This window comes from Streptomyces sp. NPDC037421 (assembly GCF_055602105.1).
The window spans coordinates 1-25,281 of sequence record NZ_JBVJWV010000006.1 but is presented as its reverse complement, the minus strand read 5'-3'; the positions used below and the strand labels follow the sequence as shown (position 1 = coordinate 25,281).

Here is a 25,281-nt window from a genome sequence, read left to right as displayed (position 1 = left end):
CCGGACCGAATCAGCCACCCCCACACCTCTACCGCCTACGGCAGCCCGTGGACCTTGGGACCCACCGCGTTGGACCAGGTGCTACCCGCCTTGGCGTCCCAGTTGGTCGACCAGGTCATCGCCCCGCGCAGCGAGGGGTAGGTCTTCGACGGCTTGAAGGACCCGCAGTTCGTGCCCCTGGCCAGGCAGTCCAGGGCGTTGTTCACGATGGTCGGGGAGACGTAGCCGCTGCCCGCGCCGCTCGGCGAGGCCGGGACGCCGATGCCCACCTGCGAGGGGTCGAGGCCGCCCTCCAGCTGGATGCAGGCCAGCGCCGTCAGGAAGTCCACCGAGCCCTGGGAGTAGACCTTGCCGTCGCAGCCGTTCATCGCGCCGCTGTTGTAGTACTGCATGTTCACGACCGTCAGGATGTCCTTCACGGCCAGCGCGGTCTTGAAGTACCCGCCCTGCGTGGACTGCATGTCGATGGTCTGCGGGGCCATGGTCAGGACCAGGGAGGGGCCCGCCTTCGCCGACAGGGCGCGCAACGCCTGCGTCATGTAGGTCGGGTTGAGGCCGTTCTCCAGGTCGATGTCGATCCCGTTGAAGCCGTACTCCTGCATCAGCGCCCAGGCGGAGTTGGCCAGATTCGTCGCCGAGGCGGAGTCGTTGACCGAGATCGTGCCCTTCTCGCCGCCGATGGAGAGGACGACCGACTTGCCGGCCGCCTTCTTCGCGGCGACGTCCGCCTTGAACTGCGCCACCGTGTACCCGCCGAGGCCGGCCGAGTCGAGGTTGAAGGTGATGGCGCCGGGCGTGGTCGTGGCGTCGGCGAAGGAGACGGCGACGATGTCGTACTGCGCGGAGACGTCGGAGAGCTTCTGGACGGTCGCGCCGTTGTCGAAGTTCTGCCAGTAGCCGGTCAGCGCGTGCTTGGGCACCGACGGGTTCGGGTTCGGGCCGCCGCCCCCGGTGGTCGTGCCGGTCACCGGCGCCGACCTGGGGCCCTCGCCGGCCGCGTTGTACGCGCTCACCTGGAAGGAGTAGGAGGTGTCGGCCGCCAGTCCCGTGACCGGGGTGGAGGTGTTCGCCACCGTCTGGACGCGCACCCCGTCCTGGTAGACGTGGTAGCCGCTCGCCCCGCTGACCGCGTTCCACGAAAGGGTGAGCCCGTTCTGGCTCTGGCCGGAAACGGCGGCCCCCGCGGGCGCGCCCGGCAGGCCGGGACCGGGGTCGGTGGGGCCGCCGCCGTCCGGGCCGAAGACGCCGAACTCGTCGACGGTGTAGGCCGGCTGGCCGTACCAGCCGTGGGTGTGGACGGTGACCTGGGTGGTGTTCGGGCCGGTGGTGAAGGTGGTCGACAGCTTCTGCCAGCCGCCGCCCGAGCCCGGAGTCCAGGTGGAGACGTCCTGGGTGCCGGTGCCGGTCGCGCCCAGGTAGACGTACGAGCCCTGCACCTGGGCGCTGAGCGTGTACGTGGAATTCGGCTTGACCGTGACGGTCTGGCCGCAGCGGGCGTTGTCCGACCCCGCCGGGGTGGCCTTCAGGGCGCCCGCCCCGGTGTGGACGGGAGCGGAGACGGAAGCGCCGCTCGCGTTGGAGCAGGACCAGTTGGCGAGGCCGGACTCGAAGCCGCCGTTGCGGACGACGTTGACGTCGGCGGCCTGGGCGGGGCCCGCCGCGAGGGCGGTGAGGCCGCCGGCGGCGAGGGTGGCGGCGAGCGGCAGGGCGAGGGAGCGTATGCGGTTCACGTGGGCTCCGTGGGGGGAGGAAGGGGAGAAGCGGAAGGGGGGAGCTGTGAGGGGGGAGTGGGGTCCCCGGGACCGAAAGCCGGCGCCAGCCAAGTTGGTCCAGACCAATCTCCGTGTCAAGAGTGTTTGCAATGTGGCTTGAAATGGACCCGGTCCCGATCCCTGTTGTCCGGGTTTTCCGCATCCTGTGACAAGTGCTTCCGGCACGGGAATCTTCAAGCCCCTGCCCTGCCAGGGGCGTCGCGGATATGGTGCTCGGGCAAGGGGGAAGGGCGCCGATCGTTTGCGGTCGCGCAGCATGCGCGCGTGCGGAAGTCAGGCCGACGGCCGGGCGAACGGACGTCGCGCGGAGGGTGAACGGGGGGATTCGCATGCCGACCGCCATCGCTGTCACCAGTGCCGATCTGGTGCTGCCGGCCCCCGACCGGCACACCCCCGGCGCCGCCGTACTGCACCCGCCCGCCGAAGCCGGCCTGGAGGCCTCGCTCGCCGCGACCGCCGCCCTGCTGGAGCGGCACGGACACCTCGTGGCCGTCGTGCCGTCCTGGCTGCCCCCGGCCACCGTGCGCCGGGTGCGCACCGTGCGGGCCATCCTGGAGACCGACCGGATCGCGCTCGTCGACGTGGACCTACCGCCGCTGGGCACCGCCGTGCTGGTGCGTCAGCTGCGCCAGCTCACCGTCTGCGACTTCAGCCCCGGGGTGATCGCCTCCGCCGCCCGGCTGCTGTCCCACTACATCCACGCGGGTGCCCTGCTGGGCTCCGTCGCCAAGCTCGACCGGATCCCGGTCGGCCTCAAGGCGCACGCCCGCTCCTGGTCGCCCAGCGCCCAGTTCGCCGTACTCGCCCACCCCTCGCCGCACCTGGCCCGGCTCGGCACCGCCGCCACCGGGGTGATCCCGCCCGGCCCCGCCTTCGCCACCCACCTCACCTTCGCGCGCGGCCAGCTGTCCTCCGACTGGGTGGCGGCCGAACTGGCCCCCGCCTGGCAGGTGCAGGGCGTCATGGAGAACCCGCTGCCCGCCGACTCCGCCCGCTGGTGGGCCACCCCCAAGCTCATCGAGTTCGCCGCCGCCATCCCCGACGTCTCCGTGCTCTACCAGCTGGTCTCCTCGGTGCGCCGCGAGGAGTGCGGCTGGTGCGGCTTCGAGCTCATCGGCGACCGCTGCGGCTTCTGCGCCGCCCCCCTGGCCGCACCCCCGCCGGAGGTGCCCGCCGCCCGCTCCAGATCCGGATCCTGACCGCCCGAACGAACGTAGAACGGCGAGGTAGTACGGCCAATGAACTCACGCCAGCGCCGCGGCGTCATCCTGCTGCTCCTGTCGGTCCTGTGCGCGCTCGCCGCCTTCGCCGGGGTCCTCGTCGTCATCGGCGACGTCAACTCCAAGGTCGGAGCCGAGGTCGTCGCGTACCGCGTCAAGGGCGACATCGCACCGTACAGCGCCCTGACGGCCGGCCAGTTCGAAGAGGTGAAGGTCCCCAAGCGGTGGCTGTCCGACACCGCCGTCGACGACCTCGGCGCGCTCCAGGGCAAGATCGCGCTCACCACCCTGAAGAAGGGCTCCCTGCTCCAGAGCGACATGTTCGTCGACAAGCCGCAGCTCCAGGCCGGGGAGCAGGAGATCGCCATCATGATCGACGCGGCCACCGGCGTGGCCGGCAAGATCACCTCGGGCGCGAAGGTCAACATCATCGCCACCTTCAAGGGCGCCAAGGAGACCGACCCCTCCCGCTCGGTGATCATCGTCGCCAACGCCCGCGTCCTCGGCGTCGGCAAGCTCACCGCCCTCGACAAGGACAGCGACCGCAAGGGCCCCGCCGAGGCGGTCCCGATCACCTTCGCCCTGAACACGAAGGACACCCAGCGCGTCGCCTACGCCGAGTCCTTCGCGGAGCACGTCCGGCTGGCCCTGGTGGCCCCCGGCACCGACTCGGCCCCCAGCCCCACCGACCGCACGTACACCCTCGACGGGGACAAGTGAGGCGCGGATGACCACTCGAATCCTCCCCGCGGCCGGCGACCCGGACGCCGCCCGCTCCATCACGGCCCTGCTCAGCCAGCTGCCGGACGCCGAGCCCGCCCCTCCCGTCCCCGACTCCACCTCCCTCCTCGACATGCTCGGCCGGATGGCCGCCGAGTCCGTTGACGAACTCCCCGAGGTCGTCCTCGTCCACGAGCGGATCGGCCCCGTCCCCGCGCTGGAGCTCATCCGCGAAGTCGCCCTGCGCTTCCCGGCCGTGGGCGTGGTCCTGCTCTCCTCCGACGCCGGACCCGGCCTCTTCTCCGCCGCCATGGACTCCGGCGCACGGGGCCTGATCGCCCTGCCCCTCTCGTACGAGGAGCTGAGCGCCCGCGTCCAGGCCGCCGCCCTGTGGGCCGTCGGCGTACGCCGCCACCTGGGCGGCGGCGCCGAGGTGTTCACCGGCCCGGGCGGCCGGGTCGTCACCGTCACCGGGGCCAAGGGCGGCGTCGGCACCACCTTCACCGCCGTCCAGTTCGCCCTCGCCGCGGCCGCCTCGGGGCGGCGTACCGCCCTGGTCGACCTCGACCTCCAGGCCGGGGACGTCGGCTCCTACCTCGACGTGCAGTTCCGCCGCTCCATCGCCGACCTCGCCGGCATCCAGGACATCTCCCCCCGGGTCCTCCAGGACGCCGTGTACGAGGACCGCACCGGCCTGGCGCTGCTGCTGGCCCCGGCGGAGGGGGAGCGGGGCGAGGAGGTCGACGAACGCGCCACCCGCCAGGTCATCGGCGCCCTGCGCGCCCGCTACGAGCTGGTCGTCGTCGACTGCGGCACCCAGGTCACCGGAGCCAACGCCGCCGCCGTGGAACAGGCCGACGTGGCCGTACTGGTCACCACCCCCGACGTGGTCTCCGTACGAGCGGCCAAGCGGATGGTCCGGATGTGGGAGCGGCTCCAGGTGCGCAAGGCGGAGGACACCGCGGTGGTGGTCAACCGCTGGAGCAGGCACACCGAGATCCAGCCCTCGCTGATCGAGAAGATCACCAAGACCCGGCCGGTCCGTACACCGGTCCCCGCCGCCTTCAAGGAACTCCAGGCCGTGGTGGACGCGGGCCGGGTGCAGGACCTCGACAACCGCTCGACGGTGAAGCAGGCCCTGTGGGCGGTGGCGGGCGAGCTGGGGCTCCTCTCGGCGCCGGACAAGGCGCCGGTTCCGGCGCAGCGGGGTACGGGTTCGGCCCTCGCCGTCAGGGCGGCCGGCCCGGTGGCCCGGCTGCGGCGCGGCCGGGAGGGCTGACGCGTGCGCCGGGGGAGGGGCGGGGACCGGGGGCAGGTGGCCCTGGAGTTCGTGGGCATGGTGCCGCTGATCCTGCTGCTCGTGGCGGCGGTGTGGGAGTGCGTACTGATCGGCTACGCGTTCTCCCTGGCCGGGAACGCGGCCGACGAGGCGGCGCGGGCGGGGGCGGTCAAGGGCGGCGGGGCGTGCGAGGCGGCCGCCGCCGAGCACATCGGGGGCGCGTGGGGCATGTCGGCGCAGTGCACGGAATCCGGCGACGTCTTCAAGGCGACGGTCAAGCTCAAGATCCCCGTCTTCTACCCGGGTCTGAACTTCGGCGAGATCACGGGTGCGGGCGGCGCGGCGATGGAGCGGGAGGAGTGAACGTGAGCCGACGCAGCATCCGCTCCGACCGGGGCCAAGTCGCCCTGGAGTACATCGGCTTCGTGCCGATCCTGCTGTTCGTCGCGCTGTGCGGGATCCAGCTGGGCTGGATCGCGTACGTCCACGAACAGGCGGACACGGCGGCCCGTACGGCGGCGCGCGTGGAGGCCCTCAAGGGCTCGGGCGGCGCGGCCGCGGGCCAGGCGGCCGTCCGGGGCGGCCTCACCGCTCAGGTGGACATCAGCAAGAGCGCCGACGCCGTCACCGCCACCGTGACGATCTCCATCAACTCGATCGTGCCCGGTCTGTCCGTCGACCCGGCCAAGGCAACCGCCGTCATGCCCGACGACGACCCGAAGGGACCGTGACCATGAGCCTGCGTTCCCGGGTCAACACCCCCGACGACCGCCACAGCCCCCGCGAGGACGGCCGGCTCGTCTCCTCCTACCGCACCAAGCTGCTGGAGGAGATCGACCTCGCCGAGATGTCCGCGCTCGCGCCCGCCGAGCGCCGGGCGCGCCTGGAGCGCGTACTCGGGCACATCATCAGCCGCGAGGGCCCCGTCCTCTCCACCGCCGAGCGCGCCCAGCTGATCCGCCGCGTCGTCGACGAGGCGCTCGGCCTCGGCGTACTCGAACCGCTCCTCGAAGACGCCTCCATCTCCGAGATCATGGTCAACGGCCCCGATCAGATATTCGTCGAGCGCTCCGGCCGGGTCGAGCAGCTCCCCATCCGCTTCGCCTCGCACGAGCAGCTGATGCAGACCATCGAGCGCATCGTCTCCACCGTCAACCGGCGTGTGGACGAGGCCAATCCGATGGTCGACGCGCGCCTGCCCAGCGGCGAGCGCGTCAACGTCATCATCCCGCCGCTCTCCCTCACCGGCGCGACCCTCACCATCCGCCGCTTCCCGCGCGCCTTCACCCTGCACGAGATGATCGCCCTCGGCTCCCTCGACGAGCAGATGCTGCTCCTGCTCTCCGGGCTGGTCCAGGCGAAGATGAACCTGATCGTCTCCGGCGCCACCGGCACCGGGAAGACCACCCTCCTCAACGCCCTCTCCGGACTGATCCCCGAGGGCGAACGCGTCATCACCATCGAGGACTCCGCCGAGCTCCAGCTCCAGCAGGCGCACGTCATCCGCCTCGAATCCCGCCCCGCGAACGTGGAGGGCAAGGGGCAGATCACCATCCGCGACCTCGTACGCAACTCCCTGCGCATGCGCCCCGACCGCATCATCGTCGGCGAGGTCCGCGGCGGCGAGACCCTCGACATGCTCCAGGCGATGTCCACCGGCCACGACGGCTCCCTCGCCACCGTCCACGCCAACAGCTCGCAGGACGCCCTGATGCGCCTCCAGACCCTCGCCTCCATGTCGGAGGTCGAGATCCCCTTCGAGGCGCTCCAGGACCAGATCAACAGCGCCGTCAACGTCATCGTGCAGCTCACCCGCTTCGGCGACGGCTCGCGCCGCATCACGGAGATCTCCATCCTCGACTCCCACGGCCGCGAGCCGTTCCGGATCACCACCGTGTGCCGATACATCGCCCAGCCCATGGGGGCCGACGGGCGCGTGCACGGCTACTTCGCCTACGCCCCGCTGCCCCGCCGGATCGCGGAGCGCCTCTACATGAGCAACCAGCCCATCCCCCAGGCCTTCGGGGTCGCCCCGCCGGAGGACTACCTCGACCCGCTGACCTCCCGGACCGTGCTGTGACCAACCTCGTCCTCCTCACCCTCGGCGCCACGCTGCTGGCGGGCCTGTTCGTGTCCCTCGGGGTGCACGCGTACTCGGCCGGGCTCGCCCAGCGCGCGGCCCTCATCGACCGGCTCTCCGCGGAGGGCGCCCCCGAGGCCGCCGGCCGCAGGCGCCGCTTCCAGGGCCTCGACCGGCGCCTGCGCAGGACGGAACTGGGCCGGCGCATCGAACTGAAGCTGGCGACCACCGGCCTGGACCTCACACCGGGCGAGTTCTTCGCGTACATGCTGATGGCGGTCGCCGGGACATGGCTGGTCTCCTCCTCGCTCCTCGCCCCGTTCTTCGGCCCGGTGGCCGGCCTGATCGGGCTCTGGGCCGCCAACGCCTTCCTCAACTGGCAGCGGGCCCGGCGTACGGAGCGGTTCATCAACCAGCTGCCCGAGCTGGCCCGCATCCTCGCCAACGCCACCCAGGCCGGGCTCGCCCTGCGCACGGCCATCGGCATCGCGGCGGAGGAGCTGGAAGCCCCGGCGGGGGAGGAGCTGTCCCGGGTCGCGGACCGGCTCGCGGTCGGTCACTCCATCGAGGAGGCGCTCGGGGAGATCGTCGAACGGCTCCCGTCCCGGGAGCTGGTCGTCCTCGTCTCCACCCTCGTCCTGTCCGCGCGGGCGGGCGGCGCCATCGTCGGCAGCCTGCGGAACCTGACCGTGACCCTGGAGCAGCGCAAGGAGACGCGCAGGGAGATCCGTACGCAGCTCTCCCAGGTCACGGTGACCGCGTACCTCGTTCCCGCCATCGGCCTCGGCTCGCTCCTCCTGGTCGACGTGATGATGCCGGGCGCGCTGGACCGGATGACCGGCGCCTGGATCGGGCAGACGGCGGTGCTGATGGCGCTCGGCCTCTTCACCCTCGGGTTCGTCCTCATCCGCCGCCTGTCGAAGATCGACGTCTGAGGGGCCGGCCGCCGACATGAACACCTACCTCCCCTTCCTCCTGGCCCTGGCCGCCGCCCTGTCCGTCTTCGGGATCCTGTACGGCGTACGGCTCTACCGCGCCGACGTCAAACTCCCGACCGACCTCGCCCTCGCCCTGGAGGTCGGCGCCACCCGTACGACCGCCGTCGGCTCGGTCGTCGACCGCCTCGGGATCCGCTGGGCGCCGCTGGTGCTGCGGCTGATGGGGCCCAAGCAGGTGGCCCGCAAGCGCCGCCAGATCGACATGGCGGGCAACCCGGCCGGCCTCACCATCGACCGCTACGCCGCCCGGCGCGCGGTGTACGGCTTCCTGGGCGGCCTCGGCGCCCTCGCCATGCTGATGAACGGCAAGCTCGTCCCGGCGATCCTGATGGTCGCCTTCGGGCTGTTCTGGATCGAGGCCGGGCTGTGGTCGGCGATCCGGATCCGCCGGGACAACATCGAGCGGACCCTGCCGGACTTCCTGGACGTCCTCGCGGTCGTCGTCAGTGCCGGGCTCGGCTTCCGCCAGGCCCTCGAACGGGTCGCGGGCAAGTACGAGGGCCCGTGGGCGGACGAGGTCCGCATCACGCTCCAGCAGATGGACATGGGCGTCAGCCGCCGCCAGGCCTTCGACGAGCTGCGCCGCCGCAACGACTCCGAGCAGGTCGCGCAGTTCGTCACCGCCCTCCAGCAGGGCGAGGAGCTGGGCTCCCCGATCGTGGAGACCCTGATCGCGATCGCCGAGGACATGCGCCGCACGGACGCGCAGAACGCGCGCCGGCGGGCCGCCCGGGCCGTCCCGAAGGCCACCTTCGCGGTGACGATGTTCATGCTGCCCGGGACCCTGATCCTCCTGGTCTGCGGCTTCGTCTACGGCGCGAACGTCGACTTCGGCGCGCTGCTGGGAGGCGGCTGAGCCATGCGCCTGGAAGCCAACGCCCTCCAGGCCCTGTGCCGCCAGGTCTTCGCGGTACGGCTGGTCATGATCCCCCTCGGCGCCCCGCTCGCCCTGGGCCGGACGGCGCCAGGCGTTCCCACCTGCCTGGTGGCGGGCTCCGTCGTCTTCACCTTCATGCTGTCGTACGTCCTCTTCCGCGACTGGGAGCGCTTCGGGCCGCTGCTGCTGCGCCACCGGTGGCTGCTGGCGGCGGACATGGCGGTGGGCGCCCTGCTCCTGGTCACGGCCACCCCGTCGTCCCCCCTGGGCCTGGTGGCCCTGGGCACGCCGCTCCTGTCCGGCCTGGTGTACGGCTGGCGGGGCTCGGCGGTGTTCGCGGCGGCGCAGACGGTGGTGGTGGCGGCCCTCGGGGGCGGCCTCGTCCTGTCCCTCCTCTGCGTGCTGGCAGGGGCGGCGGGCTCCTCGGTCCGCGACTTCCTCTTCCGCCTGTCGGAGACCCGGGCGCGGCTGGCGGCCGCCGAGGCGGTCCGGGAGGAGCGGGAACGGCTGGCGCGGGAGATGCACGACTCGGTCTCCAAGACCCTGCACGGCCTGGCGCTGGCCGCCGACGCCCTGTCGCGGACGTCGGACCCGGCCACTGTCCGCAGCCAGGCCGAACTGGTGGCTTCGGCGGCCCGCCGCGCGGCCTCCGAGTCCCGTGCCCTGCTGACGGACCTGCGGGGGGAGGCGGTCCCCCTCCTGCCGGCGCTGCGCGCGCTGGACGCGGAGGTCCGCGTGTCGGGCGAGCTCCCCGGCCTGCCGCCCCCGACGGCCCGGCACGTGCTGTCCATCGCCGCGGAGGCGGTGGAGAACGCACACCGCCACGCGGAGGCGAACGAGACCCTGCTCACCGTCTCGGTGACCGGCACGCACCTCACCGTCTCGGTGGAGGACGACGGGAGGGGCCTGCCGGCGCAGCTCCCGTCCGCGGGCCACTTCGGCGTGCGCGGCATGCGGGAACGCGCCGCGGCGATCGGAGCCGCCCTGTCCCTCGGCCCCCGCCCGTCCGGCCGCCCGGGCACCCGTGTCCGTCTCTCGCTCCCGCTGGAGGGGATCCGATGACCCCGATCGACATCCTGATCGCCGACGACAACCCGGTGGTGCGGGCCGGGCTGAGCGCGCTGCTGGCCACTGCGGGAGACCTCCGGGTGGTGGCGCAGGCCCGCGACGGCAGGGAGGCCCTGCACCTGACGCGGGTCCACGCCCCGGACGTGATCCTGCTGGACGTCCGGATGCCGGGGGTGGACGGCATCTCGGCCCTGCCGCACCTCGTCTGTCTGGCCCCGGTCCTGATGCTGACGTACAGCCAGGAGGCAGACCAGGTGAGGGAGGCCCTGCTGCTGGGCGCGGGCGGCTACCTGATCCACGGCGAGTTCACCGCCGACGAGCTGGTACGGGCGGTCCGCGACGTCCGCGACGGCCGCGCGCACTTCACCCCGACGGCGGCGACGGCGGTGCTCGCGGAGCTGAGGTCCTCTTCGCAGACGCAACCTTCTGTGGCACAGTCGACGGAGCGCGTGCACAACTCCGTTGTCTTCGGGCTGAGTTCGCGGGAGGTGGAGATCATGGACCTGATCGCGTCCGGCATGAACAACCAGCAGATCGCCGGCGCCTGCTTCATCAGCGAGAAGACGGTCAAGAACCACATCAACCGCATCTTCGCGAAGCTCCAGAGCGCGAGTCGCAGCGAGGCGATAGCCCGCTGGCTGGGAACCGCCCGTCCGGGGGTGGCCGGTCATGGGTAGACGCCGTGCGCAATGGGACCGTATTTGGGCCCCGGGACCCTTGGTTATCTCTCGTCACTCCCCGTACCGTCCGCAGATCGACAGCGGAACCGGACCGGGAGGGACCCCCTATGTCGAACAACACGCTGCTGAAGGTCTCCGTCGAGGCGAAGATTCGCGTGGCGGGCTGGACGGACACGGCGGTGTCCCGCATCCGCAGGCGCTACGCGAACCTGGACCGGGGGCAGACGGCGTTCGAGTACCTCGGGATCATCCTGGTGGTCGTGGTGATCATCGGTGCGATCATTGGTACAGGAATCGGCTCGGAGATCACCAAGCGCATCAAGCAGGCTGTGACGGACATCAAAGCCGGATAGTGGTGGAGCGTAGGAGGAACCGGCAGGATCGCGGTCAGGCATTCCCTATTTACATCGTGGCGATTGCTGCCCTTCTCTTCGCCGCGCTTGCGTTCTTTGTGATCGGGCAAGCCTCCGTGACCCGCAGCGACGCACAAGGCGCGGCGGACGCGGCGGCTCTGGCTGCGGCCCAAGACACACGCGACCACCTGCTCCCAGGTTTGATCCTTGCCGAGCTGCAGCCTAAGGACTGGGAGGCGGTCCTCGCCGGCAACAGGCTCGACTCCGCTGGGGCATGTGAGAAGGCTTCCGACTTCGCTGAAAGTAACGATGCCACGGCTTCGTGCACGGCCAGCGGCCTCAGCTTCAAAGTGGCTGTCAGTACCAAACGGACAGTGGGCAACTCGGTGATCCCCGGAACCAATGACATGAAGGGGACGGCTGACGCCACCGCCGTGGTCGAGCCGCGCTGCCGCCTGGGAGTGGTGGTGCCGCCTAAGCCGGCGCCCATGCCGTCCACGCCTACCTCTACGCCTGTGCCTTCGCCCTCGCCCGAGGAGACCTCCCCACCCAAACCGGCAGCGGTGAAGTTCCTTTGCAAGGGCGGGAAGGAAATTAACTTCGACCCCACGAAGCCCGATCCGTGGCGCAGCGTGGGACGAGCGCTGTTCGACGTGCGCTTGACCGACTGACCGTGAAACGTCCGAGAGGGAAGCAGTGCAGATGATCATTCGGCAGACAGTGAAGGCCCGCGGGGGAGCGGCCGTTGTGGTTGCAGCGATCCTGGCCCTCACTGCGGCCGGGTGTGGAGGCGGAGACGAGGGCGGCGACAAGACCCCGTCGAAGTCGTCGCAGCCGCAGTCACAGGGAGCCGGAACCTCGGTTCCCTCGTCAGGAAAGGGGGCGAGCCCCGCGCCGGTCGCGGTCATCGCCACTCTCAGCGGCCAAGACGGCATGGTGCTGGAAGTCAACTCTGCCCAGAGGGACCCGGGCGGATTCCTCACGGTCACGGGGCAGCTCAAGAACACCAGCAGTAAGTCCTACAAGGACACCGCTGCCTGGCGCGGCATCGAGCTGAAGGGTTCCGGAGAATCCGTGGCGGGCGCGACCCTGGTGGACAAGGTTGGCAAGAAGCGCTACTACGTGCTGCGGGACACAGAGTCGCGCTGCCTCTGCACGGCTGGTATCTCAAGCGTTGATCCAGGTCAGAGCGTGCCCTTCTTCGCGCAGTTCCCAATGCCACCGACGTCCACCACGGAGGTCGAGTTCAACCTCCCCACCTTCGCCACGGCCACCGTCAAACTCTCCGGGTGACCCCATGACCAAACGCCACCGCGTAGCCGCAGCCACAGCCGTCGCCGGGCTCGTCATCGCCGGCACCCACCTGATCGGCGCGACAAGCGCCCACGCCGACGACCCGAAGCCATCGGTACCCCCCGGCACAGAGCCATCGGCAGCCGCACCCGTGCCCATCGACTCCAACGCCCCCGGCCTCAAGATCCCCCAGGGCGGCACCCTCGCCCCCATCAAGGTGCTCGACATCGCCGAAGTCGTCGAAGACCTCGGCGGCGAGCAGCGCCGCCAGGAGACCAACCAGAACGTCATGATGGCCCTCCAATCCGAGGTCCTCTTCCCCGAGAACAGCGCCGTCTTCAACGCCCAGGCCGCGTCCCGCATCCAGGCCATCGCGCAGGAGATCAACACCCAGAAGGCCACCCGCATCCGAGTCTTCGGCTTCACCGACGACCAGGGCAGCTACGAACACGGCAAGGAACTATCCAAGCAGCGCGCCGACGCCGTCCAGGCCGAGCTGGCCAAGACCGTCACCAACGCCGGCGTCACCTACGACGTCCGCGGCTACAGCGAGGACTATCCGATCGCCGACAACAGCACCGAGGAAGGCCGCAAGAAGAACCGCCGCGTCGAGATCACCTTCCCCCGGGGCGCCGTCGGCTAGGACTTGTCCGGGCGATCGAGTTCGCAGCCAGGCCCGTTCGACGGTGTTGCGCTTCTTGTAGCGGTCCTGGTCGAAGCCTGGTGGCGGTCCGCCGCGTGATCCTGTCCCGGCGTGACGACCAGGGACAGGGGCCGGCAGCGGCCCAGGCCCTCACCTCCAGCACCACCTTCACCAGGTGGCCGACCAGGCTCTGCCACGGTGTCTCGTCCTGGTGTTCTACCTGCTCGCCCGCCCCTTTGACGCGGGTGCCGGGGGCGGGTCGGCCCGAGCGCCGGCCGCATGCTGGTGAGCGCGGACGATGGTGGAGTCGACCTAGATGTCCCAGTCGGTCTCACCGGCCCCGTCGACCGCGGCCTGGACCTGCTCGAGCAGGCGCTCCCACGTTCCGTCCGCGGACCACGGCCGGTGGCGTTCAGAGACGGTCTTCCACGGGCCGAACCGGTTCGGGCAGGTCACGCCACTGAACGCCCGTCCGCACCCTGTGCAGAATCCCGTCGATCACCTGCCGGTGGTCTTGCCACCGGCCACAGCGCCTGTTGCCGACCGGCAGGAACGGCCGCAGCCGCTCCCACTCGGCATCCGTCAGGTCACCCCGCCTCATGTCCACATCAACGACGCCGACATGAAGTAGACATGACCGACCGGTCAGCTTCTGGGGGCGGGCGTCCGATCAGGTGGCGGGGCCGGCGAAGCCGGTGTGCCTGAGTCCCGCCGGCCGGATCCGACCTAGGTTCGTAGGGAGATCAAAGGAGGCTGCCATGGCCGATCACCCGAATATCGGGGTGTTTCACCGGGCTCTGGAGGCGTTTTCGGCTGGCGATATGGAGGCGCTGGCGGAGGTGTTCCACCCGGATGTGGTGTGGCATCTCGGCGGCCACGGTCCGCTGGCCGGTGACTACCGGGGGCGCGACGCCGCCTTCGCCCTGTTCCAACGGGAATTCGAGCTGACAGGCGGCACCTACCGCCCCCAGCTCCACGACGTGCTCGCCAACGACGAGCACACGGTCGCCCTGCTCCACGTCACGGCGTCACGCGAGGGCAAAGAGCTGGACATGAACGAGACGATCACCTTCCACATCCGGGAGGGCCGGATCACCGAAGCCTGGGGGCTGTGGTCCGACCAGAAGGCGTACGACGCGTTCTGGTCGTAGAGACGCCGCCCGTTCGCCACGCGCAGGACCGCCCCCGGCACGGTGGCGGTCCTGCGCTCGCGGAAGTCCGGTACCCGCGCCAGGCGTCGTAGACCCGGCCGAGATCCACCGGACAGGACCTGACCTTCCCGGTCGCGGTGTCGAGTGCGGCGAAGAGGGTGGTGGTGCCCGCGCGGACGTAGTCGTGGCTGCGGCGTTCGGGCACCCCGGGCATCATCGGCAGGACCGGCTGGGACCGGTCCAGGGCCTGGATCTGCGACTTCTCGTCCACGCAGAGCACCAGGGCCCGCTCCGGCGGATCGAGATACAGACCGACCACGTCACGGACCTTGTCGATGAACAGCGGATCCTTGGACAGTTTGAACGTCTCGGCCCGGTGCGGCTGGAGGGCGAACGCGCGCCAGATCCGTGAGATCGCCGACTGCGACATCCCGGTCGCCGCGGCCATCGACCGGGTCGACCAGTGAGTCGCGTCCTTCGGCGTTTCCTCCAGCGTTTTCACGATGACCCGTTCGACGTCAGCGTCCGTGATCTTCCGAGGAACGCCGGGCCGGGGCTCGTCGCACAGGCCGTCCAGCCGGCGTTCGAGAAACCGCCGCCGCCAGGCCCGGACGGTGTCCGTGGTGATGCCCAGCCGCCGGGCCACCTCCGCGATCGCGTGTCCGTCCGCGCTCTCCAGGACGATCCGTGATCGCAACGCCAACGACAAATCTACGACTCAGGACACTAGGTCAGTCGGGCGGAGGAGGGGTGGTTCCCCCGCCGGGGGGAGCCGGTACCTCCCCGCGGATGAGGCCGCGGCACGGGGTGAGGTGGGAGGTTGGAGGCGGTCGGGAAACAGCCCGACTGCCTTCTCCCTAGCGAGGATTGACCATGCGAAAGCTCATCGCCGCCATAGCGCTCACCACTACGGCTGTGGCGCTCGCGGCTGGCACCGCCGCGGCCGCGCCCATGCCGGCCACCCCCGTACCGGCACAGCACCTCGCACTGCAGAGCTGGACCCTGCTCAACGAGCACGGCCCGGGCCCCAACCCGGGCGAGCGGCTCACCGCGCAGGTCAGCGCCCGTACGGTCGACGGCCAGGCCCGCGGGCACGTCGTGGTGCAGCACGTGTTCGAGCAGATCGGGACCACGCGGGCCGAGTTCGACGTCGACTGCCTGACCGTCGACGGGAACGGCGCCATCACCGTGACCGGGCCCATCTCGCGGATCGTGGTCACCCCGTTCGGGGGCGAGCCGTACCTCTTCCAGGAAGGCCAGCACCCCGAAGCCGGCCTCACCTTCTACCCCACCGACGCGCAGCACCAGCGCCGGGTCGGCTGGAACCAGACCAACCCCGAGACCCACTCCGAAGTCGTCAAGTGCGGCGCGGTACCGGCCAGCCTCTGGATCATCGACGGCGGGACCTTTCTGCACCGCTAGGGGGTGTCCGGCGGATCAGGGTCGGATGGTCCGGGTCGTCTGGTGCCGTGGCTTGCAAGGCGGAGGAGGGAGCCACTGCGGAGCATTGGCGACCGACGACAACGCGGCAAGCCGCGGTGCCCGGGGGCACCTCCCAGCGGTAGCTGGGGGAGGGCCGGGCCCGGCCGTGATCCGCCGGACACCCCCTAGACCGGCAGGTGGAAGACGTCGTCCTGGATGTTCGAGATCCGCGTGTTCCGCTTGATCACGTCCGACATCTTCGTGCCCTTGATCGCGGCGACCTCCGCCGGCGTGAAGGCCGGGTCGTTCTCGAACCAGAAGCGGTCGCCGGCCCGGGTTCGGGTGAGCTGGTCGGTGATGACCGCGGTGAAGAGCGGACCGAACGGCGTGCCCGGCACGTGCGGCTCGGCCAGACCGCCGATCAGCGGGTCGACCAGGCGGACGTCGCCGTACGCCGCGCTGAGCTTCGCCTGTACCGCCGGGTCCGGCGTCAGCTCGGCGAACGTGCGGCGCGCGGGTAGCCCGTACGCCTCACGGCACCGGTTGTAGTCCGGGACGCCGTGGTCGCGGGCGCGCTGGATGTCCAGGGCGACCAGGTCCAGCGGCGGCGCCCCGGTCAGCCGGATGCTGCGCATGGCCTCGATCACCGAGACGTCCACCTCCTGCATGATCTGGGACGCGAAGCCCTTGAACACCGGGCCGATGCCGTACTGGTTGACGATCCCGATGTTGAGCAGTGCCTGTGCGTGCGGCACCTTCTGCAGGAGCCGGCCGTCGTCGTCCACGATCAGCAGTTCGGGGGAGAGCATCGAATGCCCGAACCGGAACCCGAACGTCGCGAACTCGGTGCTCACGGTGGGGTCCACTTCCGGGTCGTAGCCGCCGTACGGGCCGATCGCGTTCGGCCCGAGGACCGCCGGCACGAACTCCTGGAAGGTGATCGACCCGATCAGTGCCCCGACCCACTTGCGGGCGTGCTGGTAGACCTGCTCGGGCGTGGCCGTGGGCCGCTCGGCGGCGATCAGTGCGGCCAGCCGGTTGTGCTCCCGTACGAACAGCGTGTGGATGCTCATCAGGCCGTACCCGGTGTTGGCCCGCTCGTCACCGGCCAGGAAGAAGCCTGCGGCGGGCCCGACCGTCTGGTTGAACAGTCCGGCCGTGTTCAGCGGGAGCGCCGGCCCGTCGACGCCCGTGCTGGTCTTGAGCATGCTGGTGTAGACGGATACGGGCCCGAAGTTCTGGAAGGCGCGCAGCGCCGAGGCCCGTCCCTCGTCGGGGCCGTAGACCTGGCTGGCGTCGATGTACGAGGTGAAGCTGTCGATCTGCTGCCTCGGGTTGCGGCGCCAGGTGCCGGTGGACGGGTCGTACGCGGACCGGGTGAACGGGATCTGGCTGCCCGGCGGGAACGCGGTGTCGTCGGCGGGCACGGGGATGCCGGCCGTCTCCAGGGGGTCCGAGGCCGCGATGAGGTTGATGTCGTGGTTGAGGAACTGCCCCCACATCCAGGTCAGGTCCGTCAGGCGCTGGGCGTTGAGGGTGTCGGCCTCCTGCCGGCAGACGACGTTGCTGACCACCCGGGCGCTCGGCCGGTCGGCGCCGGCCTGGGAGCTCACGCCGTCGGCGTACCCGACGGGGGCGCGTCGCAGGAAGACCGAGCCGTTGGCCCCGCGCGCCGGGTGCCTGAGGTTGTTGCCGTAACCGCTGAGAGACCGGTACACCGGCGGCTTGGGCGTCACCGCCGTGCCTCCGCCGGACTCGGCCGTGTAGTCCTCTTCCATGTCGGGGATCCTCCGGGAATGCGCCCCCTCAGATGGGGTTCGGGGGGACCATCAGGTTGTAGATCTCCACGATCTTCGTGTCGAACTGCGGCGCCCCGAGTTCCTGTGCGACGGGGACCAGGACGTCCTCCAGGAAGCGCTGGTAGTCCTCCTCCGACTCCCACACGTCGATGACCGTCCACCCGTCGGGGTCGCCGGGCATCGCCATGTGGGAGATGAGCCCGGCGGGAGGTTTGGTGACGTCGGGGAGGACGCGGTCGTGCAGGGTCTGGTAGAGCTCCCGGTCCCAGCCCGCGCCCGTGTTCTGCACCAGAACGGCCATGGCGGACCCCTCGCTTCCTGATCGCCCCCCAGGCACGACGCTACGCCGCCGGGCGCCTGGCGGCGCGGTGGGCCGGGTCAGCCGTCCAGCAGGTGATCGGCCTTGCCGGCCTTGATGTCACGGATCAGCGCGGTGAGCGCGGCGCGGCTGTCCGTGAGGGGGCGGTCTTCCTGTCCCGCGACGGCGATGTAGCTGTTGCCGTCCTTGTCCACTCCGATCCGGTAGCAGCTCGCTCCTTCGCCGCAGAAGGCGTCTTCCCAGTTGATGTCGGCCATGGTGTCCTCTCAGAGTTGTTGGGCCAGGTCGTGGATGAAGTCCCGCGACGCGGCAGGTGGGAGGCTGAGCCGCTCTGTCCAGTCCAGCTGGGCGCGGTATTTCGCCAGTTGGGCTTCGGTGTGCAGGAAGTCAGGGCCGTGCGTGCTGTCGACCTGCACGGTGTCGAGCTGGGGAATGGCCCCTTCCAGGTAGTTGACCGTCTGGCCTGCGCCGGGGAAGCCTCCCGCCTCGAAGGTGAGGACGCGGAGGGTGATGTTCTCCCGCTCGGACATGTGAACCAGGTACTCCAGCTGCGCCCGTGCCACCTTGCGCCCGCCGAACTGCATGCGCAGCGCCGACTCGTGCACGACGGTGGCGTACTCGGGTGCCGTTGCGCCCTCCAGGACCCGCTGGCGCTCCAGCCGGTGTGCCAAGCGCAGCGCCACCTGTTCCTCCGGGAGGGGCGGCACCACGAAGCGGAAGAGGGCCATGGCGTGCTCGCTGGTCTGTAGCAGGCCGGGGATGTGGACCGAATGCGCACAGCGCATCCGCTTCGCGTGGGACTCCAACTCGGCGATGTCGAGAACGGCAGCCGACAGGGACCCCCGGTAGCGCTCCCACCAGCCGCGCTTGCGGTTCTGCGCCATGGCGACGAGGGCGTCGATGTACTCCCCGTCCCCGCAGTCGCAGTGGCAGGCCAGCGAGCGTAGACGCTCCTCGCTGATGGTGCGGATCCCCTGCTCGATGGCGGAGACCTTGGACCGGTCGATGCCGAGCAACCCGGCAGCGGATTCGGCCGATACGTCAGCTGCGAGTCTCATCCTGCGCAGCTCGGCGCCCAGTCGCTTCTGCCGTTCAGTCGGCGAGGTACGTGGCGGCATGAGTGCAGTCTGCCGTGTCGCGGCCCATCGGATCCACGGGGTTGCCCAATCCCGCAAGCGAGTGGTCAATAGCCCACCTACCACGCTACATTCGGTAGCGCACCGCTCACGCAGGGGAGTTGAAGTGCACCGCCGCAGCACGCCTCGGCCTCGGCGACGAGCCACTCTCCCCGCCCGCGTGAGCCAGCCGTGCGCGTCGAGCTTCCGATGCCAATCCGCCGTCACCGCCGACGACTTGGGAGCCGAAGATGCTCAGCCCGTTCACCGCGAACCTGTACACCGCCCCAACCTCCTGCCCCGTCGCCCCCGACGGGGACCCCGTCGACCCGCCGCCCGGGCTGTCGTGCAGCATGACCCTGCCCGCCTCGCCCCGATCCGCCGGGATCGCGCGGCACGTGGTGCGGGCCGCGCTGCGGGCCTACGCGCTCGATCCGCTCGAACCCACCGCCGTCCAGGCGGCCTCCGAACTCATGGGCTCGGCCTGGCGGATGGACCCGCACGGCGAGCTCTACTCCCTGCGCCACCGCGACGACGCCCTCCGCCTGATCGTCTACGACGGCCACTCCGCGCACGCCCACCCCCGCCTCGCCGCCCTCTGCGAAGCCCGTCGCCGGGCCACCCTCCGGGTCTTCGCCGCGCTCGTCCGCGACCACGGCGGGGAGTGGGGCGTCGGCCCCTCCCGGGAGCCCGGCGGCGGGACGCGGACCTGGGCCGCCCTCCCCTGCCGACAGGCGTAGGGGCGTGGTGGGGGTTGGTCCTGAGCGAGCGCGAGCCACAGGTTCACTGCTGCGGCGAAGCAAGACCGGTGCGAGGGAAGTCCCGTCATGGTCCGCTAGGTTCCGGCCGCCCTCCGAGGGGCTGGTCGGGCGGTGCTGGCGGTGCACGTAGGCCCGCTTCCCCCGGGATTGCCGGGGGAAGCGGGGTCGGTCGGCCGGCGGATGGTCAGGCGGTGGCGCCCAGGGGGGAGGCGAGGCCGACGGCGGGCCAGCGCTGGGGGTTGGAGCCGTTGCACTGCCACAGCTGGAGCTGGATGCCGTTGTCGGTACGGCCCTGGGGCAGGTCCATGCAGCGGTTGTTCATCGGGTTGTAGAGGCTGCCGTCGGCCTGGGGCAGCCACTGCTGGGGGCCGGTACCGTTGCAGGTCCACAGCTGGACCAGGGTGCCGTAGTTGGCGGCGTCCACGCACTTGCCGAGGACGCGGAGCTCCCCGTTCTCGCGAACCTCGAGGAACGTTGCGACGTCGGCTGGTGTGCGAAGGCGGGCGGTAGAAGGGCTGATGTGGTGGCCGTGTGCTTCCAGGAGTGGGCGGACTTCCTGTTTCGCGCGGCTGATGGTCATGGCGGTGACGCCGAAGAGTTGGCCGAGGAGGTCCATGGTCGCGAGTTTGCGCAGGTGGAGCACGGTGGCCAGGACCCGGTCGGCTGGGGTGAGCTTGGCTTTGGCACCTGTGCCAGGGGCCACCAGGCGCTCGTGACCGCGACGTGTGCGGGCCGACCAGTTCCTTCTTCTTCGTGTCCACACTGATCACTGGAGCCCCGCAGTCCTGGTGGTCGCGGGCCTGCTCGTTGAGGTAGTGGAACTGTGCGTCCCGGTCGGGGTGCTGCTTGCCTTCCAGCGTCTTGGCGTTGCTCTGCAGGCTGAAGCCCTCCTCGCGCAGGAGGTCGCCCACCGTGTCCGCAGAGATCCGGTGGCCCTGCCGGGTCAGCTGCTCGGCGAGCTTGCGGGTGGATTTTGTGGTCCAGCGCAGCGGCGACATGGGATCCCCGCGGACATCGGGCTCGACCAGCGTGAGGAGTGCCTCCCGAACGGCTGGGTTCCGGTCGACGATGCGTTTGCGGCCAGCGCCGGGCCGGCGGATGCGTCCCAACGGCGCCTCTCCGGAGTCGAGTTCCCGCACTCCGATAGACACTGTGGCCTCACGGACACCGGCGGCGCGGGCGACTGCTCTGATCCCGCCGTGGCCGAGGGACTGGGCCTCCGCTCCTATCAGCAGGCGACGCTGCCGCTCGTCGAGGTGCGGCAGAATCGCCTCGAACTTGGCAGCCAGCACGGCCCGTTGCCCATCCAGCCCGCTCATGCCAGACCAGCGAACCACCGAACGGAAAGCCACGAGTTAAAGATCTGCACGCCCTAACAACGGCTAACACAATGAGGTGGATCGGCTCTGACAGCAGTGCCCTGGGTGGAAGTTGAGCGTTCACCCCGGCGTGGGGAACTTGCGGCCGTGTCGGCCGTCCCCGCCGCAAGCCCGACTCTTTGCCGACCGTGGCTATGACCGCGACGTCTACCGTGACCAGGTACGCGATCGCGGCATCGTGCCGGCGATTGCCCGCCGTGGAACACGGCATGGCACCGGGCTGGGCACCCACCGGTGGGTGGTCGAGCGGAGTTTCGCGTGGTTGCACGGCTTCCGACGCCTGAGGATCCGCTGGGAACGTCGGGCCGACATCCATGAGGCCTTCCTCAGACTGGCCAGCTGCCTCATCACCTTCCGACGAGTGAAATCCTTGTGTCAGCTGTTGTGCGCTGCTGGACGGAGCTCAAGCACCTCGGACCGCAGCCGACAACCGCACCGGTGGCCATGTTTGACCTGACCTCTCTTGGCAGCCGCCGAGACCGGCGACCCACAGGGACGAGGAAGGAACTCTGATATGTCTCAGCCTGCTGTCGCTCGCCTGCGTCAGCTACTCCCGCCACCTGTCTCCGGAGGGGACGCGGTGGACTGGGAAGGGCTCGCCGACACGGCGCAGTTGGAACTCCCGGCGGACTACCGCGAGTTCGTGGAGTCGTACGGCGGGGGAGAGATCGACGAGTACCTGTCCGTCAGTACGCCTCCCGTCCCGGGATCACCGTATGGGGATCTCCTCGACAGAGTCGATCCCGCACTCTCGGACCGGGACTGCCAGGAACTGGGCGCTCTCCTTGGAAGGCAAGGCTTGCCGCTCCTGTTGCCCTTCGCGGACTCGGCGAGCAGCGATGTCGCCTTCTGGCTACGAAAGGGCGCACCCGACAGCTGGAGGGTGGTCACTTTTCGGAGGCAGGCGCCGTGGGGGGCGAACCGCTGGACGGTCTTCGATGGTGGCATGGCCGAGTTCTGCCTGGCCGTCCTGACCGGTGTGGTGGATCCGTTCAGCGAGCCGATCGCGGGATCAGGGCCGCACGTGTTCGTGAGCTGGCGCGACTTGTAACCACCAGGCCGACTCGCGCGATCACCCGAACGTACTGCTGTCCTCAGGTGCCGGTAGGCGACTCACGTCATTATGTCAGCCGTTGTATAAGCGCTGGTTCCTCATCAACGATTCCATGGGCGGACCGCTTGCCAGCGTGGAACTCTTCTCGGCGCCACAAGGGTGGAGTGTCACCAGGTCGGAGCTGAGTGACCTAAAAGGCGGGCGTGAATACACGGTGGTTCTCGACGGTGCGGTCAGAGGTCGCGGACTGGATGGAGAGATATCATTCGCGCCTGACCACTTCGAGGCCATCAAGCCGGGACAGGTTCTGGTCCGGGACGGTAAGGGTTCGAAGGTAATCAAGAAATCCGAGTTCATGAAAATGGATGCTGACCGCTGCACTCCCGAATAGTGAGGCCCTGGGCCCGGCACCGTGAATGCGCCGTGTCGGGCCCTGCCGACTCCGCAGCGCGACCACGGCGGGAGTGGGGTGTCGGGTCCTCCCAGGAGCCCGGCGGTGGGACGCGGGCCTGGGCCACGCTGCCGTTGCCGGCGTGAGCGTCAGTCCACGCGGCGGACGTAGACGTCGTCGTGGCCGTTGTTGTCCTCGGGCAGCAGCGCCTTGTAGGCGGTGAAGACGACGGACTTGCCGCCGGCGGTGAGTGAGACGTCCCGGTAGTCCATGGACTTGCCCAGTGTGGTCTTGTGTCCTTCGACGGGGTCGACGTGATGGTGCACGTAGTCGCTGTTGCTGTCGGAGGTCACCGCGTACCGGCCGTCCTTGCTGACCGCCTCCACCCTGGGGCCGAGGTGGACGGTGCGGTTCGTGGCCAGGTCGCGCCGGTAGGACTGCCGGCCTGAGGGGACGGAGCCTGCCACGAGGTTGCGGGCCTCCGAGTTGAAGATGACGGATGTGCCGTCCTCGGTGATCGTGACGAGCCGCGCATCCGCCGCCTTACCGTCGGTGCTGACGTCCACGTGCCGGACGGTGCCCGTCGTCCGGTCCTTGACGGAGATGTCGGAGTAGTCCCCCGGGGAGCGGGTGAGCGTGTACGCGGCCTTGGTGCCGTCGCCCGAGAGGGAGAGGCCGATGTGGAAGCCCGTCGGCCGGCCCGCCGACGGCTTGGCGGTGAACAGTTCGTCCTGGCCCGTGACGAGGTCGCGGATCCGGTACTGCACCGGGTCCGGCCCCTGCGCCGTGTAGGTGACGAACCGGCCGTCCGGGGTGATCCCCTTGATCGACCCGCCCTTGTAGGTCTTGCCGTCCGGCGGGGTCAGCCGGGTGCTGGTGCCCGTGACCCGGTCGTAGAGGTGGGCGCCGGACTGGATGCCGACGGTGAAGCCGACGTAGCGGCCGTCCGCGCTGATCACCGGCCTGTCGGGCCCCCAGCGGAAGGAGCCGGGGACCGTCGTGACCTTCCCGGTGGTCAGGTCCTTGAGGTAGAGGTCGTAGGTGTTCCACTCGACGTCACCCGAGTAGAAGGCGGCGTAGCGTCCGTCCTCGCTGACCACGCCGCCCTGCGAAGGCGGTCAGTGCGGCGGTCAGGGCTGCGGCGACGGCGGTCCTCGCGGCGTTCGGCTTCATGTGTGCGGAGGCCCGGGGACCGTCATGCCCCAACGCTGACGTTTGTCACTTTCGTCCGGGCCCAAGTCGGCCCAGGCTGGGAGGAGATGGCCGAGGAGGGGATCAAGTGACCGCAGCGGATCGGGTGATGGCGGGGACGGTGACGGCCGGGCCGGGGAAGGCCGGTATCGCGAGGGTGTGGGCGCGGTCGCTGGCGGAGGTGATCGTGCGGCGTCCGGCGGTGCCGGGGGTGCGGCACTCGTCCGGGGTGCGGCAGCTGGTGCTGCCGCTGGTCGCCATCGAGATCGTGACCTCGTTCCTGGTCTCCTCGATGGTCCCGCCCCCTCTCCGGCCCGCCCACGCGGTGGTGGAGGTGCTGCTGATCGTGGGCGGGCTCGCCCTGGTGGCCTCGCTGCTGCGGCATCCGCACCAGGTGGACGCGGAGCGCCTGGTCCTGCGTACCGGGTTCCTCGGGGACGTGGCGCTGCCGCGCTCGGCGGTCCGGTCCGTGTCGCCGGTGATCCGTACCGTGGACGGCCGGGGGCCGCGGCCCGTGCCGGGGGAGCCGGAGGCGGTGGCCTGCTCGGTGAGCGACTCCCTGGAGGTCGCCGTGCACCTGGACCCGCCCGTACGCCTCGACCTCGGCGCCGCCGGGGTGGTCGACGCCACGACCGTCTACGCCTCGGCCGACTCCCCCGCCGCCCTTTCCGCGGCCCTCCGGGCGTCCTAGGAATTCCCTCCCGATTCACCCGTCGTATGCGTTCGGCTCGATATCGCGCACGCCGTTGCGGCGGGGTGTAGCGGAAATGTCGGGCGAGGAACGTTTCGGCATATTGAGGGCGTGTCTGAAATTCGGGTCCGCCCTGCGCAGGGGTGTGGCGCAGGGTGGACCCGGCGTGTCGGACCATGAACTTTCGGCCATTTTGGCAGGTGGGGCGGGCGGCGGTTTTGCGCCCGCACGGGAGGTAATTCGCCAGTCGGAGGTCATCGGATCATCTGCCGACTGCTCGTTACGGGTGAACGGGTCGTCCAATCCAATTGACCGGCCGGTGATCGCTGGTATCAATTCCGTGTGCTCGTAATCGAGCCGGATGACTCCCTCTTTTTGGCTTGAGTGAATCACTCCTGCCTGCGTCGAGAATGGAATCCGCATCATGGCAATCGCCTTCCGCAAGACGCTCGCCCTCGCCGCCCTCGCCCTGACCGCCTCCCTCCTGCCGGCCGGCGGGGCGGCGGCGGGCACCGTCCAGCAGGCCGCCGTCCCCGGCCGGTACTGCCTCGCCAACGCCTGGGGGACGCCGGACGTCTCCTCGAAGCCGTGTGACGCCGCGGACCGGGGCCAGCAATGGACCCTCTCGGGCCATCAGATCTCCCTCACCAACGCGCGCGGCTACTGTCTGGCCAACAACTGGGGCACCCCGGACGTCTCGACGAAGCCGTGCAACCCCAACGACCAGGGGCAGTACTGGAACGTCTCGGGTCAGAAGATCTCCCTGGCCTTCGCCCCGGGGTACTGCCTCGCCAACGCCTGGGGGACCCCGAAGATCTCCACGAAGCCCTGCGACGCCGCCGACCGCGGGCAGAACTGGGTGGTCTTCAACGACCAGATCAGCCTGGCCCTCGGCTGACCCCCGCTCCCGGGGGGGGGGGGGGGGGGGGGGGGGCGGGGGGGGGGGGGGGGGGGGGGGGGGGTGGGGCGGGGGGGGGGGGGGGGGGAGGGAGGGGGGGGGGTGGGGGTGGGTGGGGGGGGGGTGG

Annotated in this window: 28 protein-coding genes and 4 pseudogenes; 21 read left to right on the top strand and 11 right to left on the bottom strand. The window is 70.3% G+C overall.

All coding sequences use genetic code 11. The features are described from left to right. Positions 1-35: 35 nt before the first annotated feature. Positions 36-1,730 carry a chitinase gene (locus ACZ7IF_RS11135; protein ID WP_470966953.1) on the bottom strand — a complete coding sequence of 565 codons (1,695 nt, stop codon included), beginning with the start codon at positions 1,728-1,730 and terminating at the stop codon, positions 36-38. Between the two features lie 371 nt (positions 1,731-2,101). Between ACZ7IF_RS11135 and ACZ7IF_RS11130 the strand changes: the two genes are divergently transcribed. The 14 genes from ACZ7IF_RS11130 (at position 2,102) to ACZ7IF_RS11065 (ending at position 12,983) form a co-directional block, all read left to right on the top strand. After that, positions 2,102-2,971, top strand: a complete 870-nt coding sequence (locus ACZ7IF_RS11130; RefSeq protein ID WP_470966950.1) for a hypothetical protein — start codon at positions 2,102-2,104, stop codon at positions 2,969-2,971. 39 nt (positions 2,972-3,010) lie between these two features. Next, positions 3,011-3,712, top strand: coding sequence for a Flp pilus assembly protein CpaB (cpaB, locus tag ACZ7IF_RS11125; protein ID WP_470966945.1), 702 nt, complete (start codon positions 3,011-3,013; stop codon positions 3,710-3,712). A gap of 7 nt (positions 3,713-3,719) precedes the next feature. Then, positions 3,720-4,991 carry an AAA family ATPase gene (locus tag ACZ7IF_RS11120; protein WP_470966942.1) on the top strand — a complete coding sequence of 424 codons (1,272 nt, stop codon included), beginning with the start codon at positions 3,720-3,722 and terminating at the stop codon, positions 4,989-4,991. Between the two features lie 3 nt (positions 4,992-4,994). After that, the gene (locus ACZ7IF_RS11115) at positions 4,995-5,354 is read left to right on the top strand and encodes a TadE/TadG family type IV pilus assembly protein (protein ID WP_470966937.1); all 360 of its coding nucleotides are present in this window, start codon (positions 4,995-4,997) and stop codon (positions 5,352-5,354) included. 2 nt (positions 5,355-5,356) lie between these two features. Further along, complete coding sequence (locus ACZ7IF_RS11110; RefSeq protein ID WP_470966932.1) at positions 5,357-5,722, top strand: TadE/TadG family type IV pilus assembly protein; 366 nt, start codon at positions 5,357-5,359, stop codon at positions 5,720-5,722. Positions 5,723-5,724: 2 nt separating this feature from the next. Then, on the top strand, positions 5,725-7,071 hold the full coding sequence (locus ACZ7IF_RS11105) for a CpaF family protein (protein WP_470966928.1): 1,347 nt from the start codon (positions 5,725-5,727) through the stop codon (positions 7,069-7,071). After that, positions 7,068-8,006 carry a type II secretion system F family protein gene (locus tag ACZ7IF_RS11100; RefSeq protein ID WP_470966923.1) on the top strand — a complete coding sequence of 313 codons (939 nt, stop codon included), beginning with the start codon at positions 7,068-7,070 and terminating at the stop codon, positions 8,004-8,006. The genes ACZ7IF_RS11105 and ACZ7IF_RS11100 overlap by 4 nt, the downstream gene beginning before the upstream one ends. Positions 8,007-8,022: 16 nt before the next feature. Then, positions 8,023-8,925, top strand: a complete 903-nt coding sequence (locus ACZ7IF_RS11095) for a DUF5936 domain-containing protein (RefSeq protein ID WP_470966920.1) — start codon at positions 8,023-8,025, stop codon at positions 8,923-8,925. A gap of 3 nt (positions 8,926-8,928) precedes the next feature. Further along, positions 8,929-10,008 (top strand): sensor histidine kinase, encoded by a 1,080-nt coding sequence (locus ACZ7IF_RS11090; protein WP_470966915.1) that lies wholly within the window; start codon positions 8,929-8,931, stop codon positions 10,006-10,008. Next, positions 10,005-10,691 carry a response regulator gene (locus ACZ7IF_RS11085; protein WP_470966912.1) on the top strand — a complete coding sequence of 229 codons (687 nt, stop codon included), beginning with the start codon at positions 10,005-10,007 and terminating at the stop codon, positions 10,689-10,691. Before ACZ7IF_RS11090 ends, ACZ7IF_RS11085 begins: the two co-directional genes overlap by 4 nt. A gap of 110 nt (positions 10,692-10,801) precedes the next feature. Next, positions 10,802-11,047: a hypothetical protein gene (locus tag ACZ7IF_RS11080; protein WP_470966907.1), complete on the top strand. Its 246-nt coding sequence runs from the start codon at positions 10,802-10,804 to the stop codon at positions 11,045-11,047. Continuing rightward, positions 11,047-11,718, top strand: coding sequence for a pilus assembly protein TadG-related protein (locus ACZ7IF_RS11075; protein ID WP_470966903.1), 672 nt, complete (start codon positions 11,047-11,049; stop codon positions 11,716-11,718). Before ACZ7IF_RS11080 ends, ACZ7IF_RS11075 begins: the two co-directional genes overlap by 1 nt. Positions 11,719-11,749: 31 nt before the next feature. After that, positions 11,750-12,340, top strand: a complete 591-nt coding sequence (locus ACZ7IF_RS11070; RefSeq protein WP_470966900.1) for a hypothetical protein — start codon at positions 11,750-11,752, stop codon at positions 12,338-12,340. Positions 12,341-12,344: 4 nt separating this feature from the next. Then, the gene (locus ACZ7IF_RS11065; RefSeq protein WP_470966895.1) at positions 12,345-12,983 is read left to right on the top strand and encodes an OmpA family protein; all 639 of its coding nucleotides are present in this window, start codon (positions 12,345-12,347) and stop codon (positions 12,981-12,983) included. Between the two features lie 315 nt (positions 12,984-13,298). On the opposite strand, the pseudogene ACZ7IF_RS11060 reads toward ACZ7IF_RS11065, so the two are convergent. Next, positions 13,299-13,584, bottom strand: a pseudogene (locus ACZ7IF_RS11060) (transposase); the annotation flags it as partial. Between the two features lie 157 nt (positions 13,585-13,741). Between ACZ7IF_RS11060 and ACZ7IF_RS11055 the strand changes: the two are divergent. Next, the gene (locus tag ACZ7IF_RS11055) at positions 13,742-14,134 is read left to right on the top strand and encodes a nuclear transport factor 2 family protein (RefSeq protein WP_470966892.1); all 393 of its coding nucleotides are present in this window, start codon (positions 13,742-13,744) and stop codon (positions 14,132-14,134) included. 121 nt (positions 14,135-14,255) lie between these two features. Here ACZ7IF_RS11055 and ACZ7IF_RS11050 read toward each other — a convergent pair. Next, positions 14,256-14,837: pseudogene (locus tag ACZ7IF_RS11050) on the bottom strand (IS630 family transposase); the annotation flags it as partial. 170 nt (positions 14,838-15,007) lie between these two features. On the opposite strand from ACZ7IF_RS11050, the gene ACZ7IF_RS11045 reads away from it, so the two are divergent. Continuing rightward, a complete protein-coding gene (locus tag ACZ7IF_RS11045) occupies positions 15,008-15,556 on the top strand; it encodes a hypothetical protein (protein WP_470966887.1) in 549 nt (182 codons plus the stop codon). A gap of 185 nt (positions 15,557-15,741) precedes the next feature. Here ACZ7IF_RS11045 and ACZ7IF_RS11040 read toward each other — a convergent pair whose 3' ends face one another. The 4 genes from ACZ7IF_RS11040 to ACZ7IF_RS11025 all read right to left on the bottom strand — a co-directional run bounded on the left by ACZ7IF_RS11040 (position 15,742) and on the right by ACZ7IF_RS11025 (position 18,792). Further along, the gene (locus ACZ7IF_RS11040) at positions 15,742-17,334 is read right to left on the bottom strand and encodes a peroxidase family protein (RefSeq protein ID WP_470966878.1); all 1,593 of its coding nucleotides are present in this window, start codon (positions 17,332-17,334) and stop codon (positions 15,742-15,744) included. Positions 17,335-17,362: 28 nt separating this feature from the next. Continuing rightward, positions 17,363-17,656, bottom strand: coding sequence for a hypothetical protein (locus ACZ7IF_RS11035; protein ID WP_470966872.1), 294 nt, complete (start codon positions 17,654-17,656; stop codon positions 17,363-17,365). A 77-nt stretch (positions 17,657-17,733) separates the two neighbouring features. Continuing rightward, positions 17,734-17,931, bottom strand: coding sequence for a hypothetical protein (locus ACZ7IF_RS11030; RefSeq protein WP_470966868.1), 198 nt, complete (start codon positions 17,929-17,931; stop codon positions 17,734-17,736). A 9-nt stretch (positions 17,932-17,940) separates the two neighbouring features. Continuing rightward, on the bottom strand, positions 17,941-18,792 hold the full coding sequence (locus ACZ7IF_RS11025; protein WP_470966862.1) for a helix-turn-helix domain-containing protein: 852 nt from the start codon (positions 18,790-18,792) through the stop codon (positions 17,941-17,943). A 248-nt stretch (positions 18,793-19,040) separates the two neighbouring features. On the opposite strand from ACZ7IF_RS11025, the gene ACZ7IF_RS11020 reads away from it, so the two are divergent. Continuing rightward, a complete protein-coding gene (locus tag ACZ7IF_RS11020) occupies positions 19,041-19,529 on the top strand; it encodes an ATP-binding protein (protein ID WP_470966857.1) in 489 nt (162 codons plus the stop codon). A 205-nt stretch (positions 19,530-19,734) separates the two neighbouring features. On the opposite strand, the gene ACZ7IF_RS11015 is transcribed toward ACZ7IF_RS11020, so the two are convergent. Beyond that, the gene (locus ACZ7IF_RS11015) at positions 19,735-20,253 is read right to left on the bottom strand and encodes a ricin-type beta-trefoil lectin domain protein (protein WP_470966850.1); all 519 of its coding nucleotides are present in this window, start codon (positions 20,251-20,253) and stop codon (positions 19,735-19,737) included. Between the two features lie 7 nt (positions 20,254-20,260). Continuing rightward, positions 20,261-20,869 (bottom strand): annotated as a pseudogene (locus tag ACZ7IF_RS11010) (ISAzo13 family transposase); the annotation flags it as partial. Positions 20,870-21,012: 143 nt separating this feature from the next. Between ACZ7IF_RS11010 and ACZ7IF_RS11005 the strand changes: the two are divergent. After that, a pseudogene (locus ACZ7IF_RS11005) lies at positions 21,013-21,299 on the top strand (transposase); the annotation flags it as partial. A gap of 210 nt (positions 21,300-21,509) precedes the next feature. Then, the gene (locus ACZ7IF_RS11000) at positions 21,510-21,980 is read left to right on the top strand and encodes an SMI1/KNR4 family protein (RefSeq protein WP_470966844.1); all 471 of its coding nucleotides are present in this window, start codon (positions 21,510-21,512) and stop codon (positions 21,978-21,980) included. A gap of 543 nt (positions 21,981-22,523) precedes the next feature. On the opposite strand, the gene ACZ7IF_RS10995 is transcribed toward ACZ7IF_RS11000, so the two are convergent. Further along, entirely contained in the window at positions 22,524-23,474 is a 951-nt protein-coding gene (locus tag ACZ7IF_RS10995; RefSeq protein WP_470966837.1) for a TolB family protein, read from the bottom strand. A 179-nt stretch (positions 23,475-23,653) separates the two neighbouring features. Here ACZ7IF_RS10995 and ACZ7IF_RS10990 point away from each other — a divergent pair, with 179 nt between their 5' ends. Continuing rightward, a complete protein-coding gene (locus ACZ7IF_RS10990) occupies positions 23,654-24,256 on the top strand; it encodes a hypothetical protein (protein WP_470966830.1) in 603 nt (200 codons plus the stop codon). 15 nt (positions 24,257-24,271) lie between these two features. Here ACZ7IF_RS10990 and ACZ7IF_RS10985 read toward each other — a convergent pair whose 3' ends face one another. Then, entirely contained in the window at positions 24,272-24,682 is a 411-nt protein-coding gene (locus ACZ7IF_RS10985; protein WP_470966826.1) for a hypothetical protein, read from the bottom strand. On the opposite strand from ACZ7IF_RS10985, the gene ACZ7IF_RS10980 reads away from it, so the two are divergent. Then, on the top strand, positions 24,681-25,154 hold the full coding sequence (locus ACZ7IF_RS10980) for a ricin-type beta-trefoil lectin domain protein (protein ID WP_470966823.1): 474 nt from the start codon (positions 24,681-24,683) through the stop codon (positions 25,152-25,154). The two genes, ACZ7IF_RS10985 and ACZ7IF_RS10980, sit on opposite strands and share 2 nt — an antisense overlap. Positions 25,155-25,281 lie beyond the last annotated feature (127 nt).